The 16,456-nt window shown below is 39.6% G+C and carries 12 protein-coding genes; 1 reads left to right on the top strand and 11 read right to left on the bottom strand.

Annotated features, from left to right (window positions below):
* Positions 1-29 precede the first annotated feature (29 nt).
* Complete coding sequence (locus DXC10_RS04980; protein ID WP_117737543.1) at positions 30-1,040, top strand: AI-2E family transporter; 1,011 nt, start codon at positions 30-32, stop codon at positions 1,038-1,040.
* A gap of 36 nt (positions 1,041-1,076) precedes the next feature.
* Here the strand turns inward: DXC10_RS04980 and DXC10_RS04975 are convergent, their stop codons facing one another.
* The 11 genes from DXC10_RS04975 to DXC10_RS04925 form a co-directional block, all read right to left on the bottom strand.
* Complete coding sequence (locus DXC10_RS04975) at positions 1,077-4,292, bottom strand: efflux RND transporter permease subunit (RefSeq protein ID WP_117737542.1); 3,216 nt, start codon at positions 4,290-4,292, stop codon at positions 1,077-1,079.
* A gap of 7 nt (positions 4,293-4,299) precedes the next feature.
* A complete protein-coding gene (locus DXC10_RS04970) occupies positions 4,300-5,772 on the bottom strand; it encodes a TolC family protein (RefSeq protein WP_101544612.1) in 1,473 nt (490 codons plus the stop codon).
* A 3-nt stretch (positions 5,773-5,775) separates the two neighbouring features.
* A complete protein-coding gene (locus tag DXC10_RS04965; protein ID WP_117737436.1) occupies positions 5,776-8,847 on the bottom strand; it encodes an efflux RND transporter permease subunit in 3,072 nt (1,023 codons plus the stop codon).
* Positions 8,848-8,869: 22 nt separating this feature from the next.
* Entirely contained in the window at positions 8,870-9,961 is a 1,092-nt protein-coding gene (locus DXC10_RS04960; RefSeq protein WP_117737541.1) for an efflux RND transporter periplasmic adaptor subunit, read from the bottom strand.
* Between the two features lie 130 nt (positions 9,962-10,091).
* On the bottom strand, positions 10,092-10,448 hold the full coding sequence (locus DXC10_RS16695) for a DUF1573 domain-containing protein (protein WP_370448201.1): 357 nt from the start codon (positions 10,446-10,448) through the stop codon (positions 10,092-10,094).
* 14 nt (positions 10,449-10,462) lie between these two features.
* A complete protein-coding gene (locus tag DXC10_RS04950) occupies positions 10,463-11,620 on the bottom strand; it encodes a 6-bladed beta-propeller (protein WP_117737434.1) in 1,158 nt (385 codons plus the stop codon).
* A 71-nt stretch (positions 11,621-11,691) separates the two neighbouring features.
* On the bottom strand, positions 11,692-11,919 hold the full coding sequence (locus DXC10_RS04945) for an NVEALA domain-containing protein (RefSeq protein WP_117737433.1): 228 nt from the start codon (positions 11,917-11,919) through the stop codon (positions 11,692-11,694).
* Positions 11,920-12,178: 259 nt separating this feature from the next.
* Positions 12,179-13,846: an O-antigen ligase family protein gene (locus DXC10_RS04940; protein ID WP_117737540.1), complete on the bottom strand. Its 1,668-nt coding sequence runs from the start codon at positions 13,844-13,846 to the stop codon at positions 12,179-12,181.
* The gene (gene lepB / locus DXC10_RS04935) at positions 13,828-14,715 is read right to left on the bottom strand and encodes a signal peptidase I (RefSeq protein WP_117737432.1); all 888 of its coding nucleotides are present in this window, start codon (positions 14,713-14,715) and stop codon (positions 13,828-13,830) included. The genes DXC10_RS04940 and lepB overlap by 19 nt, the downstream gene beginning before the upstream one ends.
* 10 nt (positions 14,716-14,725) lie before the next feature.
* Positions 14,726-15,196 carry a hypothetical protein gene (locus DXC10_RS04930; protein ID WP_145998990.1) on the bottom strand — a complete coding sequence of 157 codons (471 nt, stop codon included), beginning with the start codon at positions 15,194-15,196 and terminating at the stop codon, positions 14,726-14,728.
* Positions 15,197-15,285: 89 nt separating this feature from the next.
* Complete coding sequence (locus DXC10_RS04925; protein WP_158557818.1) at positions 15,286-16,386, bottom strand: 6-bladed beta-propeller; 1,101 nt, start codon at positions 16,384-16,386, stop codon at positions 15,286-15,288.
* Between the last annotated feature and the right edge of the window lie 70 nt (positions 16,387-16,456).

Below are 16,456 nucleotides of genomic sequence, written 5' to 3'. Positions count from 1 at the left end.
GTTTCTTGTCAAAAGAAACAATGAACTCTATGAATACCAAAGAGAAATACTGGAAATATTCACTAATAACTATCATCTTAGGACTGGGCCTCATCCTCTTCCGGCAAATTACTCCCTTCCTTGGCGGTTTATTGGGAGCATTAACCATTTATATCCTTGTCAGAAAGCAGATGTTTTATCTTTCCGTGAAAAAAAAGATGAAACGCAGTTTGGCCGCTACTATCATTACGGCAGAAGCTATTTTATGTTTCCTTGTCCCCTTAGCCCTGGTAGTATGGTTGGCAATTACTAATTTACAAAACATCAATCTTGATCCTCAAGTAATCATTACTCCGTTTGAAGAAGCCGCCCAAATCATAAAAGAAAAAACAGGATACAATATACTGGGTGGTGATGTCATTTCTTATATAATATCGATTCTTCCACGTATAGGTCAGACTTTAATGGGCGGTATCAGCAGTTTTGCCGTTAATATGTTCGTATTGGTGTTTGTACTCTACTTCATGTTGATAGGAGGGAAAAAAATGGAACAGTACATTGACGATATTCTGCCTTTTAATGCCGCCAATACACAAAACGTAGTACGCGAGATTAACCTGATTGTACGTTCAAATGCCATCGGTATCCCTTTATTGGCTATCATACAAGGTGGGGTAGCTATGATCGGTTACTGGATATTCGGTGCTCCCAATATTCTGTTATCAGGACTTCTTACAAGTTTTGCAAGTATTGTACCAATGGTAGGTACGGCATTAATATGGATACCTATTGCCGCTTATATGGCTTTAATAGGAAATTGGCTCCAGGCTGCTGGTTTAGCTTTTTTCGGAACAATTGTTATTTCACAATTGGATAATCTGATACGTTTTATTATCCAAAAGAAGATGGCAGATATCCATCCACTCATTACCATCTTCGGAGTTGTCATCGGTTTATCATTATTCGGCTTTATGGGGATTATATTCGGTCCATTACTACTTTCTCTGTTTTTTCTTTTTGTTGATATGTTCAAAAAAGAATACTTGGATGGTGGAAAATAACAAGCTTCTTGCAGACATTTCATACATCCACGTCGACTAAGAACATTTTCTTTTAGGTTCTTTTCTCTTCAAGCAAAATACCGGCAGAAAGAAAAAGATACCTATCACCGACATCACCAATCCACCAATAGTACCAGCTGCCAATGGAAACCAAAATGCCTCTTTTTCAGTACCAACCATGAAAGGAATAAATCCCAAGATAGTGGAAATAACCGTTAAGAAGATAGGTACAACCTTGGCATTCCACGCTTTGGTATAAGCACGTAATGAAGACAGACATGGAAAACGGCGCCGAATACTGTTATATTCATTGAGTATATAAATACTGGCATTCACCGTAATGCCACATAACAACACAAATGAAGCAAAGCCACCCTGGTCAAAGTTCAGACGGAACCAGTAAAAAGTAAGGAATACTCCAATGTAAGACACAGGAATAACGAAGATAATAGCGAGTGGTTGCTTTAAAGAGTTGAACAATATACTGGTAGTAAAGAAAATAATGGCTATCACCACTAGCAAAAACAAATATTGCTTATTATCCTTTTTACCCCATCCCCATGAAGTACTTTGAGACTCGGCTGTATACCCCATCGGCAAAATAGAATTAAACTCTTCCAAGTCACGTTCCAAAATCTTATTTCCCATTTCATTGGAGCCAATATATTCATACTGTAGGCAAAGACGATACTGTTGCCGTTCTTTGGCTATCTCTTGCGGCATTTGTCCTTTCTCCACACTTGTCAGTTCCGAAAGTTTGTAATGTTTATCATTATCCGATCCGTATGGAAAGAACTGCATTGCCCAAATATCATATTCGTGAGATTGCCGGGAAGAAAGCCTGATCTTTTCTGTTCCCTCCTCCGTCAACACCGAACCTATTTCCATATTCTTGCCGAAGATAGGTTGTACTGCCGCAAACAACTTCTGTGCACTAACCCCTTCCTGTATCATACGTTCCTTATTCAGATTGAAATAAAACTCTTGATAGTCATCTTTCCACCACGAGAACTCCGAATTAATGAGTACTTCCTTGATGCGACGGTGCGTCAAAAGCTTCGCTTTCAATTTTTCAGCCCATTCATAAAGTTCATCATAGTTGTAACCATACATCTTTACACGATAAGAACCCGCACTCTCGCGCACATCATTGCTAAATCCTTGGTCTTGCAATCCATAAATACCCCAACTGCCACCACCCAGTTTCAATGCCTTACTTATCATGTTAGCTTTTAAAGTATAAGGAAAACCGCTATTTTGATACTCTTTCTTAAAGTAAACGGTGATACTTGCTCGTCGAGGACTATATACAGAAGTATGGAATTGCTTAATCTCCTTAAACTCACTAAGATAAGTTTCCATACGTTTTACCAATGTATTCATCTGTTCCAACGTACTTCCATTAGGCAGGTTTGCATTGGCATAGAGTACTACTTCTTCATTGCGTGTGAAATAACTGCCTTCATATACTTTCTGCACAAAAAGACGCAAGGCACCTCCCAAAACTTTGTCTACAACGGGTTTCACCGTTTCTTTATACGCGTGGGAACCGATGGTTTTATTATAGATCTCTTCCCATTTTCCCTCTCCCTGCAACTTCTCGGGAAGTAAAAAGACCGGCAAACCAAACCCCAACAATAGCAATATACAAACCGCCCATCGCCATCGGCAAAGAAAACGGATAAGCACAGTATAACAACGAGTAAAGTAAACCGGAAAACGTTTAAAAAACTTCCTGATGCCGATCATACTTTGTTTCATCTTGAATGACAAAATACTCCTTCCGCACCTTTTTGAATTCGTATGTTTCACCAATCCAATCTTCTCTATCATAGAAGGTACGAAAAATAAGGATACCAACAAAGATACAGCCAGGTTGATAATCACTACCGCCGCAAAATCCTGCAAGTTCAATCTGATTTTATCATCCAGAAAAAAGATGATGACCAATGCTCCCATAGTGGTGAGCGTAGCCGCCAATACAGACATAAAAGCTTTCAGGTTACGACGATGGAGAATATGGTCGGCCATCACAATTGTACTGTCTATCACAAGGTTCAACGAAACCGTAATACCAGCCAACGAATAGAGTTGCATCTCCAACCCGAAGAGATAATAAAAGATAAGTGCAATCGCTATGTTCACAACCAGACTGGTAACTATCAGAAAAAGATACTTCAATTTACGGGTTATCAACCACACAAATACCAATAGAATAAGTACCGTCAATCCGGTACGGAAATAGATCTTATCCAGTTCTTCCCGAATGTACTCTGTAGCATCGTAGCTCGCATGAACTTCGTATCCGGCGGGAAGAACCGTCTTGATATCTTCCATCGCCTCCATAACCTCATGGCTGAGTTGCAATTGATTGGCAGTTTCCTCAGCCGTTACAGACAAATAAATAGAATTCAATCCGTTGATACGGTAATAACTTTGAGGCGATTCTTCAATATGAGTTACAGTTACCAACTCATCCAGACGAATTACCTTTCCCGCAGTAGTAGTCACGACTATTTTAGAAGGTTCAAAACGATCTGAAACCCTGTCGGGCACTAAAGCAAGACGTATCCATTGTTCACTGCCATCTCCTGCATCCACATTATGTGTACCCAGGAACTCTTTCCGATAATATTGCCTCACAGCTTCCCTGATATCAGACAAAGTAACCCCCAGTGTACGTAACTGTTCACTATCGTACTCCAACCTCCATTCCATCGGAGTTGCCCCGCTCAGTTCCACTTTATATATACCGGCAATCTGTGCCAACCGTGGTTTGATATGCTCTTCTGCATACTGTTGTATCAATATCGGGGTCGAAGGAGCATTCAATGTAAAGGACATGAAAGGACGCACCGCATCTTTATCCGGAACTTTCATCCGGATAATTGGATAAGTGACCCCCTCAGGCAATCCGGGCCATGTCTGCCGGATTACAGTAGAGGCCTCGAAGCGGACAGCATCCACATCCGCATGTTTATCCAGTTCCACAGTAATACTGCCCGAACCGTTACCCGAGTTGGAATTCAATTTCTTCACTCCCCGTATACGTGCCAACATGGCTTCCAGTTTACTTGTCACCTCCATTTCAATAACCCGCGACGATGTTCCAGGCATACTGAAACTTACCGTAAAGCCCGGCAGGCTACGTGATGGGTTCAATTTGACCGGCAAGAGCGGTATCAGAGCGATGCCCACCAAAGCCAGACAAACGAATGTAACAATGACGGTGAAAGAAGAAGCAGATTTCATGGTTTTCTCAGTTATCATAATCAAATTTTTCCGATAACGAGAACCCCGTCGCAAAATCATGCAACGTCAGTTTCCGTATTTTATAATAATACAGCCAGTAATTCTTCAAAGCTGAGATATAATTACGCTGTGCTTCCTGTTGACGGTTTAAAGAAAGAGTAAGACTATTGATATCCGCTTTACCGATAATAAAACGTTGACGCGTTTCATTATAAGCCAACACAGAAAGGTCGAGCGCTTCTTCGGCACTTGCCACCATACTCTGTTGGACATTGAAATCGGAAACAGTCATTATCACTTCCTCTTCAATACTGATTTCACTTTGGCGGGCAGAAGTTTTCACCACATTAAGACTGTTACGCGCCATGTTATATTTTCCTTTCCGCACTCCCCAGTCTATCAATGGTATAGAGACACTGACAGATACCATTTCCTGCTGCATGGGATGTTGATATGCCCCACCCAGTTTCTCTGCAACTTGATTGAATCCTACACTCGCATTGATACTGGCATTGAACCGGGATTCTTTTTGGGTCTTATCCACTTTTTGTTCAGCTTCCAGAACATTCTGCCGGAGTTCAAGAAAATCCGGATTGTTGGATTGTGCAGCCATCAAAGCCTCATCTACCGGAATAGTCAGGGCTTGCGGACGACCGGGAAGTTTTACTTTTATCTCCGTATTCTTTTCCAGATTTAAGAAAGAAGCCAATGAAAACATAGCACGTTTCAAAGAACTGGTCGCATTCTGCAAAGTATTACGTGCATTCACCACATCAAGCTTCAAAGTCAACAAATCTGCCCGGCTGATAGAAGCTATCTTCAAACGTTGCATTCCGATACGGTAAAGAGTATCGGTAGATATCGCATTTTCTTTTGCCAGATCATATTCCGCCTGCGCCATGGCAAGCGCAAAGAAATAAGTGGTAGCTTGCTCGGATACCTGTTCTGCATTATAGATATATTCTTTCTTGACTTTTTCGTACTTCAAAGGCTCAATCTTACGTTCCCAACGGAAAGGATTGTACCCCACCAAGTTCTGCGAATATCCCAAACGTACCGGAACACTTGTAAATTGAGTATATTTATTACTGCCGAAACTCCGCATATACCCCAGTTCCGTATCCAGATAGAACGTACCTCCCGTCAAGTCAAAGTTCTGCCGGATAGCCAGATTACCATATGCATAGAAAGACTGTTGGCTACGATACACATCCAAGTCCTGTTCCGAGTCATAACGTTTGGTGATATCACGGTTATACTGTGCCGGAGTCATGTTCAACGTCAGGCTGGGTAAGCGATTTGCCTTATAGGTACGGTATTCCCAATAACCGGACAAATACATGTTTTTGGTACGGAATGCTTCCAATGAGCTGTCGTTCGCCATAGAAATAGTCTGCTGCAAATCCAGTGTTATCCGACGTTGAGCAGAACAATAAAGTGAACATAAACTCAATAGAAGTATAAAATTCAGTTTTTTCATATATCAAGTAGTTTTCTTCTTATAAATGAACCAATATATCAGCGGAATAATGAATAAGCTGACCAATGTCCCGATAAACATGGCACCAATCATCGCAATAGAAAGCGGTTTCTGTAACTCTGACCCCATATCAAAAGAAAATAGCAGAGGAACCATCGCGAATATCGTAGTGAGCGACGTCATGATGATAGGACGAAGCCTTCTCCGTCCCGCCTCGTGAATGGCCTCCATAAGCGGCATACCGGCTTTTCGCAGTTCATTAATCGCGTCCAATTTCAAAATGGAGTCATTGATAATAATACCGCACGTTACAATCAATCCGATAGCCGACATCAAATTCAGAGTATGCCCACACCCCCACAGCAGCAACAAGGCAAATGCAACATCGACAGGAATTTCCAGCAAAACGATCAAAGGTTGCACAAAACTTTCAAACTGGGCGGCAAGGATGAAATACATCAATAAGATAGATATGAAAAGGATTATCACCAGTTCGTCCAGCATCTGGCGGTTGGAAAAGAAACTACCGGAAAAAGTAGTATCCCAATCTCCGGTAGTATCCGCTACCTGCTTCACTTCCGTCATCAAAGGTTCCGCATCCTCCACGTCATAAAAACGGAAAGGAATATATTCTCCATTACGTCCTGCAGTAATTGTTTTCAGGTCTTCTGCCGGACTGATTCTGACCAAACCACGTAAAGGAATATATTCTATCTCACCTTTATTGTCCGGACGTGTCTGTACCAAAGTTTGCCGTAAAATTTCATTCACAGTTTTCTCTTCGCCCACTATACTGATAGGCAAATATTGCTGGTATGAATGCAACATTGCCACACTGTTCTCCTTGAAAGCCGTTTTCAACTCCCGGTACAATTCATTATAAGCGACATTGTATAACAAAAGTTTTTCTTGCAGAACACTGATATTCAATTGGTTTTCAAAAGATATTCCGGTCGGTGCCACTCCTGTCCGTTCATTAAACCTACGTTCCAATTCTTGCAATTTTTCCGCTACCGGGGCTTTTTCCTTATTACGCGCATAAAGTTCAGCCACTACATCAGCCTCTCCGGTTACAAACAACTTCTCAAAAACCGTTTCGGGAGGCATAAAAGTAACCACCGCCAAGGGATATTCAGCTTTCAATCGTTGATATACCTTTTGCTGCAAGGATTTTATCTCCGAAGGGCTTTCTGTCTTGAAGTACAATTCAGCCTCAGAAGATGAAAGCGCCTGTTCCCGGTTCAACAAATACTCCTGCTGACCGACAGATGCAGTCTGTTCCACAGTTTCCCCCTTCAACTCTTCAAACAAGACATCCACCCGATGGCGATTTTCATCCACATGGATATTTTCATTCCATTCTATGCGGACAATTAATTCATTCTGATCGATTTCAGGCATACGCTCTTTCCCGATAAAAAAGAAAAGGAAGACACAAAGAGGAACGGAAACAATACAGAAAACGACACTCAACGTTTTGTGAGAAAAAACCCAATCGACTCCTGCATCATAAAAACGATCCAATGTATGTTCCTTCAACGGATTATTAATACGTATCCTGCCCAACCAAGATTTCCGGCGTATTCCCGTACGGTAAACCAACATGTAAAGTACCGGCAACAACATGATACCTGTAAAATAAGAGACCAACAATCCCACCGTTACCGAAAAAGCCTGATCATAGAACAATGCCCCCGCAATGCCACTCATAAATATCAATGGAACAAAAACAGCGATAGTAGTCAGTGACGAACTAAGCATCGGCGTTATCACCTCGCTTGTCCCTGTCACACATGCACGTCTCAAGGAGTATCCCCGCTCTCGATACTGAGAAATATTTTCGGTAACAATGATACTGCTGTCAATCATCATACCTAATGCCAGAATCAACCCTGATAAAGAAATAATATTGAGTGACATCTTAAAGAGGTAGAAAAACAAGAAACAGACAACAATAGACACCACCATACTCAATCCGATGATAAACGGTGATTTGACATCGCCCAAAAACAAAACCGCCACAATACAAATGAACAGAAAACCCAGTGACAAATTCTGTTGCAAATTGGAGATCGTATAATCCAGTAATTCAGTCTGGTTCCGACTGATACTGAAATCAATATCCGGATATACTCTTTTGAAATAATTCATCGTACCGGTAATCGCCTGCTTCATGTCGTCCATGTTCTCGTCCGCCTGCTTGATGACTGCCAAGGTCACCGCACGCTTGCCGTTACTCATGGACACACCTTTTTCTTTGACCGGTACAATACCTATCCGGCAGAAGTCACCCAGACGGATAATACGTCCCTCTTTACGCAAAAATATATTCCTGACATCTTCATCTGTACGCAGCAAAGTAGAAAACTTTATGTTATACTCATAATACCCGTCACGTACGGTCATACTACCCGGCTCCACATTATTCTGAGCCAGTGCATTTTCAATATCCTCCATGGAAACACCGAGTACCGCCAGTTTATCCGGATCGGGCACAATCTGCAACTGCCTTTCCAGCAAACCGGTCACATCTACCATTGCCACCTCCGTCAGCTGTTCTATACGGCGTTTAATGACATTCTCCGCAAATTCACATAAATCAAGGAAAGCACGCTCATCGGTTTCCCCATAAGCACTGTCATTCTTCAAAGTCAGATTTACATAAAACACAGGAATATCCGTAGCACTCGCTTTCACCACCTTAGGGCGATCAGCATCTTTGGGCAGATAGTTCATGGCAGCGTCAATCTTCTCATTCACCTCGATAAAAGCAAGATCCGTATTCGTACCATAATCAAAACTCAAGCGGATGACACCCGCCCCATCCCGGGTTTCACTATTCATATCTTTCAACTTCGCCACCTGGATAAGCTGTTGCCGCAAAGGTTTTACTATCGTATTTTCCAATTCGCGTGCAGACGTATTCTGTTCAGACACCTGTACCGTAATTTCAGGAATAGCAATATCAGGCAACAGGGAAACAGGCAAAGTGAAATACGTCACCAGCCCCACAATGAAACATGCCGTAAACGCCATCAACACGGCAATCGGTCTCCGTATAAGGAAGTCAACCATCCTTCTCTCCTCAGTTTTATAATTAATTATTAGTAATTATTTTCACCGGTGCCTCATGCGCCAGATTTACATTTCCGGTTACGATAATCGTGTCTCCTTCCTCAATTTTATCCGTTTGGGAAGCTCCCGTAACCAATGTATATTCATCAGCGTTCTCCAATCCGGTTTGCACATAATTCCACCGGGCAACGCCCTTCTTCAGAGTAAATACCACCTGTTTACCCGAACGTAACACCACCGCACTCTTCGGAATTACAAACTGCTTACCCAAGGAACGGTGCACATTCACCCTCACATTCATGCCACTGAACAATCTCCCCTTACCGTTTACAACAGCTTTCACCTTAACCATTCCCTTGTCGTCCACTATCGGATTTATCTGCGTAATCCGCCCTTCATAACCGGAAGCAGCATCAGAATAAGGAGTAATAATCACTTTGTCACCGGTCTTTATCAGAGGAAGTTCATTTTCCAGTACCGTGAAATCAGCTTCCATATTTTGTGCACCGACAATGGTACAGAAAGCCTCTGAAGTATTCGCGGCATTATAAGTTTTAGAAAAGAGATTGGCTACCACACCCTCAAAAGGAGCCACCAACGTAGCATGTTCCTCTTCATATTTAGCCAATTCATATTGGGAAAGATTTTGTTCGTAACCACTCTTGGTACGAGCCAGTTGCATGACGTCAGCCGGTACTTTACTTATGTCATCCACCGTATATCCCTGTCCTATCAGCACATCCTGCAACTCCAGTTTTGCACGGTCCAAGGCATCCTTAGCCTGTGCGGTTTTATTCTTCAGGCGAAATTTGTCCAGTTCGGCAATTTTTTGCCCTTTACGCACATAGTCACCATTCTTTACATAAATATGCGCTACAATACCGGTTGTTTCAAAGCGTAAATCCGCCAATCCTCCGGCAACGACCTTTCCGTTACTCACCAACTCATGATTAAAGTCCCGCTGCCTCAAAACCTCTATGGTCACTTCATTGTCATTGTCAGGAAGAACGGTTGCTACACCTTCCTCAAGAGTTTTTTCTTTCTTTATTCCAGAACAGGCAGTCAACAATAAGAGCACCATATATAGCACGTACCGATAATTTTGTGTTTTCATAGCGATTTTATTTTTAATTAAGATTGTTGCAAAATTAGTATTTATCATTAGAATGTAAAATAAATAATACAAATTCTAAAAAATCATCATCAATAAAGACAATCGAATATATTTCATATTAAAACTGATTCTATTCCGCATCCCCCGTTATCTTCAATTGAACCGACGAAGGATTCATATTGGAATACACGATTATCGTTTTGCCAAAGTGCTCCGGATGGTCTGCTTTATAAGCGACCTGCAATGAAATACTATCACCGGGAGAAACAGGCTGCTTGAAATAATCAACGGAAGTACAGCCACAGGAAGTAGATAGAATCTTATATTCACTTTTCGGTAAATAGTTTGTATCATTTCCTAATAGGGTAAACTGCATTACATCAGGAAAGACTATTTGTTTTCCATTCCATTCTTTCACCAAATGGTTAATCCTTTCCTTGTTCGTTTCTCCACAAAGGAAAAGACAAACCATGGTAATTATAAGCATTAATATTCCCATTTCTAAATAAAGTTTTCGTCTCTAAACTGAAAAAACATCAGAATAGGATTACTATCTTCTTTCGTATTATTAATTATCTTTCCAAGTTCCGTATCCCTTACCTTCACATTTTCTTTTATATCAAAAGGTTTTAATACAGCAATAAAGTCATCACCACACGAACCTACTATTTGAAAATAGTCAATCTCTTGATTAGGGGCAAGATATGTTTTTCTAAAGAAATAGGAACCCTTGTCTCTATTTTTATCATATATACCAATATAACCTTTTTTCTCTACATTAAATAAAGAGACAAAAAAATCTTTATTTTCAAATAACTGGACAGAATAAATATAATGTTCGTTATATAGTTTTGAAATATAATTCTCCCCTTTCATCTCTGATGACTGTAAATATTCCAATGGAGGAAAAGAAAGATTCTCATACGCCACATTATAACAAACAAAGCATGAGTCTTTCGTAATTTTATAGACTTTTGAAGTAAAAGGAGGATAGAAGAATATATCATTTCCCTGTCTATAGAAACGATGAATAGGTCGCATCGAATAACCACTTTCAAAATCGATAGGCACGTACTTTTTTTCTATATTACCCTGTTTATCATATTGAAGTAAATGAAATTTATGCTTCACATCTTTTTTCATTACAGGAAGTGAGTTATAAGCTATATATTCCCCTTTAGCAACTTCTTCGGCAGATACAGCATCAATACTTTGTTGTTCCAAACACTCAAATGTATCCATATCATAATTTATTATACGACTCCCTAAATCTACTATAGATATTCGATGGTCTTGTTCATTCAACGAGATTGCTGACATCATAGAATATTCTCCAGGACCTTGTCCTATTCTATGTAATTTTCTCAAATATTTTCCTTCGTAACTAAATACAAAAACTGATTGAGAATACACATCAAATATGAAGATTTCTTTGGATGTACAAAGTAGTTGTGTAATCTCCGTTATCAAACATTCTTCTTGGGTATCAAGTTGAATGTATCTTCTGTTTTGGGAAAGCTCCAATTTATCATGCTCTGATTTATTTTCAACAAACATGATTTTTCTTCCACCAACTTCCGGTTTATTTTTAGTATTATCACAAGCTAAAATGCTAAGAACAACGAAAGATAGTAACAATAAATATATATTTCTTTTCATATACTGTAGTGTTGTAACAAAAGGAAAAGAAAACGTATAATAGAGTTCTTTCTCTTTTCTTTTAATTCAAATTAGCAGCAACTTTTACTACCTGAACCAGAACATACGCATTTTACACTAGGATCACTACCCGGAAATACATATTTATATCCATCACTACTTTCAGTATCATTGGCCAATGCTTCCACATTAGCCAATAGTAAATCCGACACAGAATCAGATTTCTGTGACGTATAAACACCATATCCTGCAATTGCCGCAAACGCTGCAACAAAAGCTAACTTAACATTTTTTTTCATATAAAAATCATTTTAATGTTTACTATTTATGTTTTTCCGTATTCATCATTTCAACGGACGAAGCAAACGCATTGCTTATTAAATGAAAATAGTATCTTTGCCGGGCTTCTATTTTTAGAGGTTAGGGAGCATTCTGTGTTTTTTCTGTGCAAAGGAAGGTGACATCGTCTGCTCCTTTTAATATATCATTTATCACTACGTGTAGCCATACTCTATTAAAAAAAATCTCATGCTTTGTCTAAATTCGATAACCGGTATCTTACTTTTGTATCCTCATATCTATTTTTTCCAATTCTTCCCTCATTTCCCGTATAGCCGTAGACTCAACTTTCGGTTTCTTCGTCCATACTATCCTCTTCATTTCTTCAAATTTATCCGGTTGGCAAAAATCCGGTTCTGCATACAATTTTGCCAACAGATAATACGGATATATCCTTCCCGGCAGACGACAGATAGCACGGATAAACCTATTTTCCGCTGCCCGGTAATTTCCCATTTGCTGATAGTTCTTACCTATTATATTCAGTATCATCGGATCATTGCTCACCTTCATCGCTTCTTCCATGATCCGGTTAGAATCCTCATATCTTTCCAGTTTATGCAAGCAGTGCCCATACTCAAACATAAAACTATCTTTCTCTTTCAACAAAGGATAAAGTCTTTCATAACCTTCCAATGCCGCTTCGTAAGCTCCCGCCCGATAAAGCATCCGTACATTCACCTCTTCCCGGCAGGCATCCAGCATCTTGCGGTCATCCGGCAAGCGGCATATACCGTATGCAGCTATCACAACAGCCATCATCACCAAAGTTGTCCACCTGTTATTCATCACACACACCAGTAACAGGCCGACTAATGTAACAAGAAATACCGGAAGTTGAAGCGGATAAGATGAAAAAGAAAATACCAACAGTGAAATTATAGCCGCACATACCCCGTAGCGCTCCTGGCGTATTCCCGAATACAGACAAAAACCTATAACCAGTAATACCAAAATTGTCACCGGTATTCCATATTCAATCGTCACCTTCAGATATTCATTAAAAGCATACTTCGGACTTCCCGCCACATGTTCTTCCCACTGACTATATTCCTCCCCTGCAAAATACTTTTCTTGCGCCACTCCAAAGGCCGCTGCAAAACTTCCTTCTCCATGCCCGCTCCAAGGTTTCTCGACCACCGCACGACACGCGATCTTCCACATAAACAACCGTCCTTTGGCAGAATCCTGCTTAATCATAAACATCAGGAAAAACACCAACATCAGCGTAGCCACACTCCCGATTACAGTCATCACCGCACGCTTTCTTTTCCATTTCCACATTCCAAGCCAAATTCTTCCCCAACCATTCTCCATGGCAACCACACATACGCAAGATATCCCGGCTGCCAGCCATGCCGAACGGCTCATGGTGGCAGGGAGTACACAAAGGATACAAATCCCTGCTCCTATTGCAATGCACTTCTCTATTCTCAAAATCTTTTCCGGCATATACCTCCACGGATACCATAATTCCATAGTACGACATAGACACACGGGCAGCACCATCGCCAGATAACCTGCATACGGACCCGGATTAAAAAAAGAACCGGTCAGCGCATATCGTGAATGCCCCGAAACTGCAAACCCATACAACTGGCATATCCCCCAAACAGCCTCTGCACCACCCCAAATCATCAATGCCACCGACAAACAATATGCAGAGTCATACAAATATTTCTTCTGCCTCAGCACAAAAGGTATCAATAAGGCAATTCCGGCTGCCACCACAGCCATTTTATCAAACCATATCCATTGCTCGATGGTTTCACCTGCCGCCAACCCAGAATTAGTGATACTCGCCAAAGAGAGCAACAGCAACATGGCAACAATCAATAGAACACCTGCCACATTAAATCTCCACACTTTCATTTTATCGTTTTCCATATCCTGTCCCATCTTACGGTTCCCCTGTTTTCATCTACCGATTTCCATATTCTACAAGCTTTACCTACAATATATTCTTCGGGTAATAATCCCCAATAACGTGAATCTTTAGAGTTTTCCACCTTATCACCCGCCATGAAGTAATAATTCTTCTGGAAACAATATTCCGAAAGTATCCGGTCACCTATATATACATGATTATTCTTACACTTCAACCTCTCCTGCCGTTCCCATTCTATCACATTCTTATAAAGCCTGAAAGTAACACTATCCAACCGAATACAGTCACCCGCCTTTGGAATATAGAACGGCCCAAAGTTTTTTACCGTCCATTTCTGTGTCCCCCCCGGATAAGCCCTGACTCCGGTATCCTCGTCCGACAGTTGCCGTTCCTTAATGATCGTCATAAAACGGTCTTGCGCCTCCACATTCCCCAATTCATGCGGATAGCCATCCACCCGGTATCTTCCGTTCACAATCCGGAACGTATCTCCCGGCAACGCCACACAACGCTTCACATAATATTGCATCACATCCATCTCAATCCGTTTCCACTTCTTAGGGCAGGGATAATTAAAAACCACCACATCATTTCGTTCCACCTCTCCCAGTCCCGGCAGACGTTTAATCTTCACCTGTTTGTCATTGACCGCCTCCATGATGTTGAACAGCCGTGCACCATATTTCATCTTGTTTACCAAAATTGCATCACCTGCCAATAATTCCGGTTCCATAGAGTCGCTGGGTATATGAAACGATGTGACGCAAAAAACTTGGATAACCAGCCACAAAAGCCCCATGCCACAGATACAGAGAAAGATATTTATTCCCCAATCAATGATTTTATGTAAACGAAACGACTTATGCATACTATAGTTTCTAATTTAAATCTGCTTTTCCCTGAATTATATTCATATAAAGTTCTTTGATTTTAGGATTATAAACAGGATTACCTATAGCTACAATTTTATTATCCTTATCTAATAAAAAGGTTTGAAAGGATGGAATTGATAGCAAATGGTTTACTTTATTAAAAATATCAAGTGTGTCAATACAGATTGGATAATTAAACTCATAACGATCCAACATATATGTAGCTTCTTTCATATCATTCACATGAAAAATTAAGATTGGCGACACTAAGGAAGGGGTAATTCCATTCATTTCCTGAATTATTATTTTCCATTTATCTAAATGTAATTTACAACTCAGACATCCTATAGTATCAACATAGGAAACAATCGTATATTCAGTATTAAACATAGAATCATTTGGTATTTTTTCCCCTTGAACCGTATATGTCATACTCTCTGGAAATATCATTATTTTTCCTGTCCAATTATCTGCCATCTGAAGAATATTCTCTTTTTTTATATTATGACAGGACATAAAACATACTAAAAGGAATAATACAGATATAAAAAATCTTAGTTTCATTTTCAATGGGTTTGAATAATATACAATATAGGGTTCGACTCCTCTGTAACTCCATAACTTTCCAAAATTTTCTTACCTTCATCATTCATTTGTTCCTTCAAACCTATGGGAGAAACCACCGCAACCAAACAATTACCATTAGCCTCATATTCTAACAAAGGCATATTAATTCCATAATAATCATCAATCAGCGTTTCACAATAACACGAGTTTCCTTTATTCTTTTCTTTTTCATACAGAGCAAAGACGGGCTTATTATTATCAAAATAAACATAAGTAATCACATCTTCGTTCTCTACAAAATACTTCAAATGACAAGAAGATTTTCCCATCTCCAATAATAATTCTTGCTTTGATAATTTATCAAACCCGTCCAACTGTAATTCATTCTTTCCTAAATTTATCTTATAGACAGATGAAACGATATTATCTATTTTGTAAACGATATTATCCAAAAATCTTCGATAATATATTTCATCATTTTTTTTATATAACGGGTGAATAAGCATCCTTTGGTTAGCTCCATATTCTTTTTGCGAGAAATATGAAATTAATTTATGATACTTCGCATCCGTTATTATCAAATTATCATCTTTTATATCACTACAGATAAAATAAAAATGCTCTTTCGCATATTCCATCTTATCTGCATAAAAACCCAAATTCTTCTCATGAACGAAATCCCCAAACAATGTATATGTTATTACTTTATGCCGATTAGTCAATACATATATTTTCTTCTTTTCTTCATCAATAGAGAAATCCGATATACTTTTATATTCTCCCGGGCCACTACCGATAGTGCCAATTTTTGAAATAAATTTCCCCGTTGATGCATCAAATATCATTATCTTTGCTGCATATTTTTGATCCAGTACATATATTTTATTGTCGTAAAACACCAATTTATCAACTCCACCAAACAAAGACTTTTCACTGGTTTCCAATGGTAACAAAAATGCTTTATCCGAGAATTCAGATATACGTAACGGCACATCCTTCTGTTCACATGTTATTATAGTTCCTTCTTTAGAAATTTCTCTTTTTTTTCCACAAGCACTCAAAAGACATGAAATAAATATAAAACAATACAATTTATTCATATACATTAATTATTATATGGGTTATGTAAAAGGTGACATACATATATTTCTCCCGTGTCTATCATTTCAA

The sequence above is a fragment of the Bacteroides sp. OM08-11 genome (assembly GCF_003438665.1).
Lineage (GTDB): Bacteria > Bacteroidota > Bacteroidia > Bacteroidales > Bacteroidaceae > Bacteroides > Bacteroides cutis.
Note: the sequence above shows the minus strand (reverse complement) of the source record. Positions and strands in the feature narration are given on the sequence as shown.

What these genes read in the sequence shown, in the direction of transcription:
- DXC10_RS04980 (WP_117737543.1), top strand. Translation starts at nt 30, where the DNA reads ATGAATACCAAAGAGAAATACTGGAAATATTCACTAATAACTATCATC.
- DXC10_RS04975 (WP_117737542.1), bottom strand. Translation starts at nt 4,292, where the DNA reads ATGAAATCTGCTTCTTCTTTCACCGTCATTGTTACATTCGTTTGTCTG.
- DXC10_RS04970 (WP_101544612.1), bottom strand. Translation starts at nt 5,772, where the DNA reads ATGAAAAAACTGAATTTTATACTTCTATTGAGTTTATGTTCACTTTAT.
- DXC10_RS04965 (WP_117737436.1), bottom strand. Translation starts at nt 8,847, where the DNA reads ATGGTTGACTTCCTTATACGGAGACCGATTGCCGTGTTGATGGCGTTT.
- DXC10_RS04960 (WP_117737541.1), bottom strand. Translation starts at nt 9,961, where the DNA reads ATGAAAACACAAAATTATCGGTACGTGCTATATATGGTGCTCTTATTG.
- DXC10_RS16695 (WP_370448201.1), bottom strand. Translation starts at nt 10,448, where the DNA reads ATGCTTATAATTACCATGGTTTGTCTTTTCCTTTGTGGAGAAACGAAC.
- DXC10_RS04950 (WP_117737434.1), bottom strand. Translation starts at nt 11,620, where the DNA reads ATGAAAAGAAATATATATTTATTGTTACTATCTTTCGTTGTTCTTAGC.
- DXC10_RS04945 (WP_117737433.1), bottom strand. Translation starts at nt 11,919, where the DNA reads ATGAAAAAAAATGTTAAGTTAGCTTTTGTTGCAGCGTTTGCGGCAATT.
- DXC10_RS04940 (WP_117737540.1), bottom strand. Translation starts at nt 13,846, where the DNA reads ATGGAAAACGATAAAATGAAAGTGTGGAGATTTAATGTGGCAGGTGTT.
- lepB (WP_117737432.1), bottom strand. Translation starts at nt 14,715, where the DNA reads ATGCATAAGTCGTTTCGTTTACATAAAATCATTGATTGGGGAATAAAT.
- DXC10_RS04930 (WP_145998990.1), bottom strand. Translation starts at nt 15,196, where the DNA reads ATGGCAGATAATTGGACAGGAAAAATAATGATATTTCCAGAGAGTATG.
- DXC10_RS04925 (WP_158557818.1), bottom strand. Translation starts at nt 16,386, where the DNA reads ATGAATAAATTGTATTGTTTTATATTTATTTCATGTCTTTTGAGTGCT.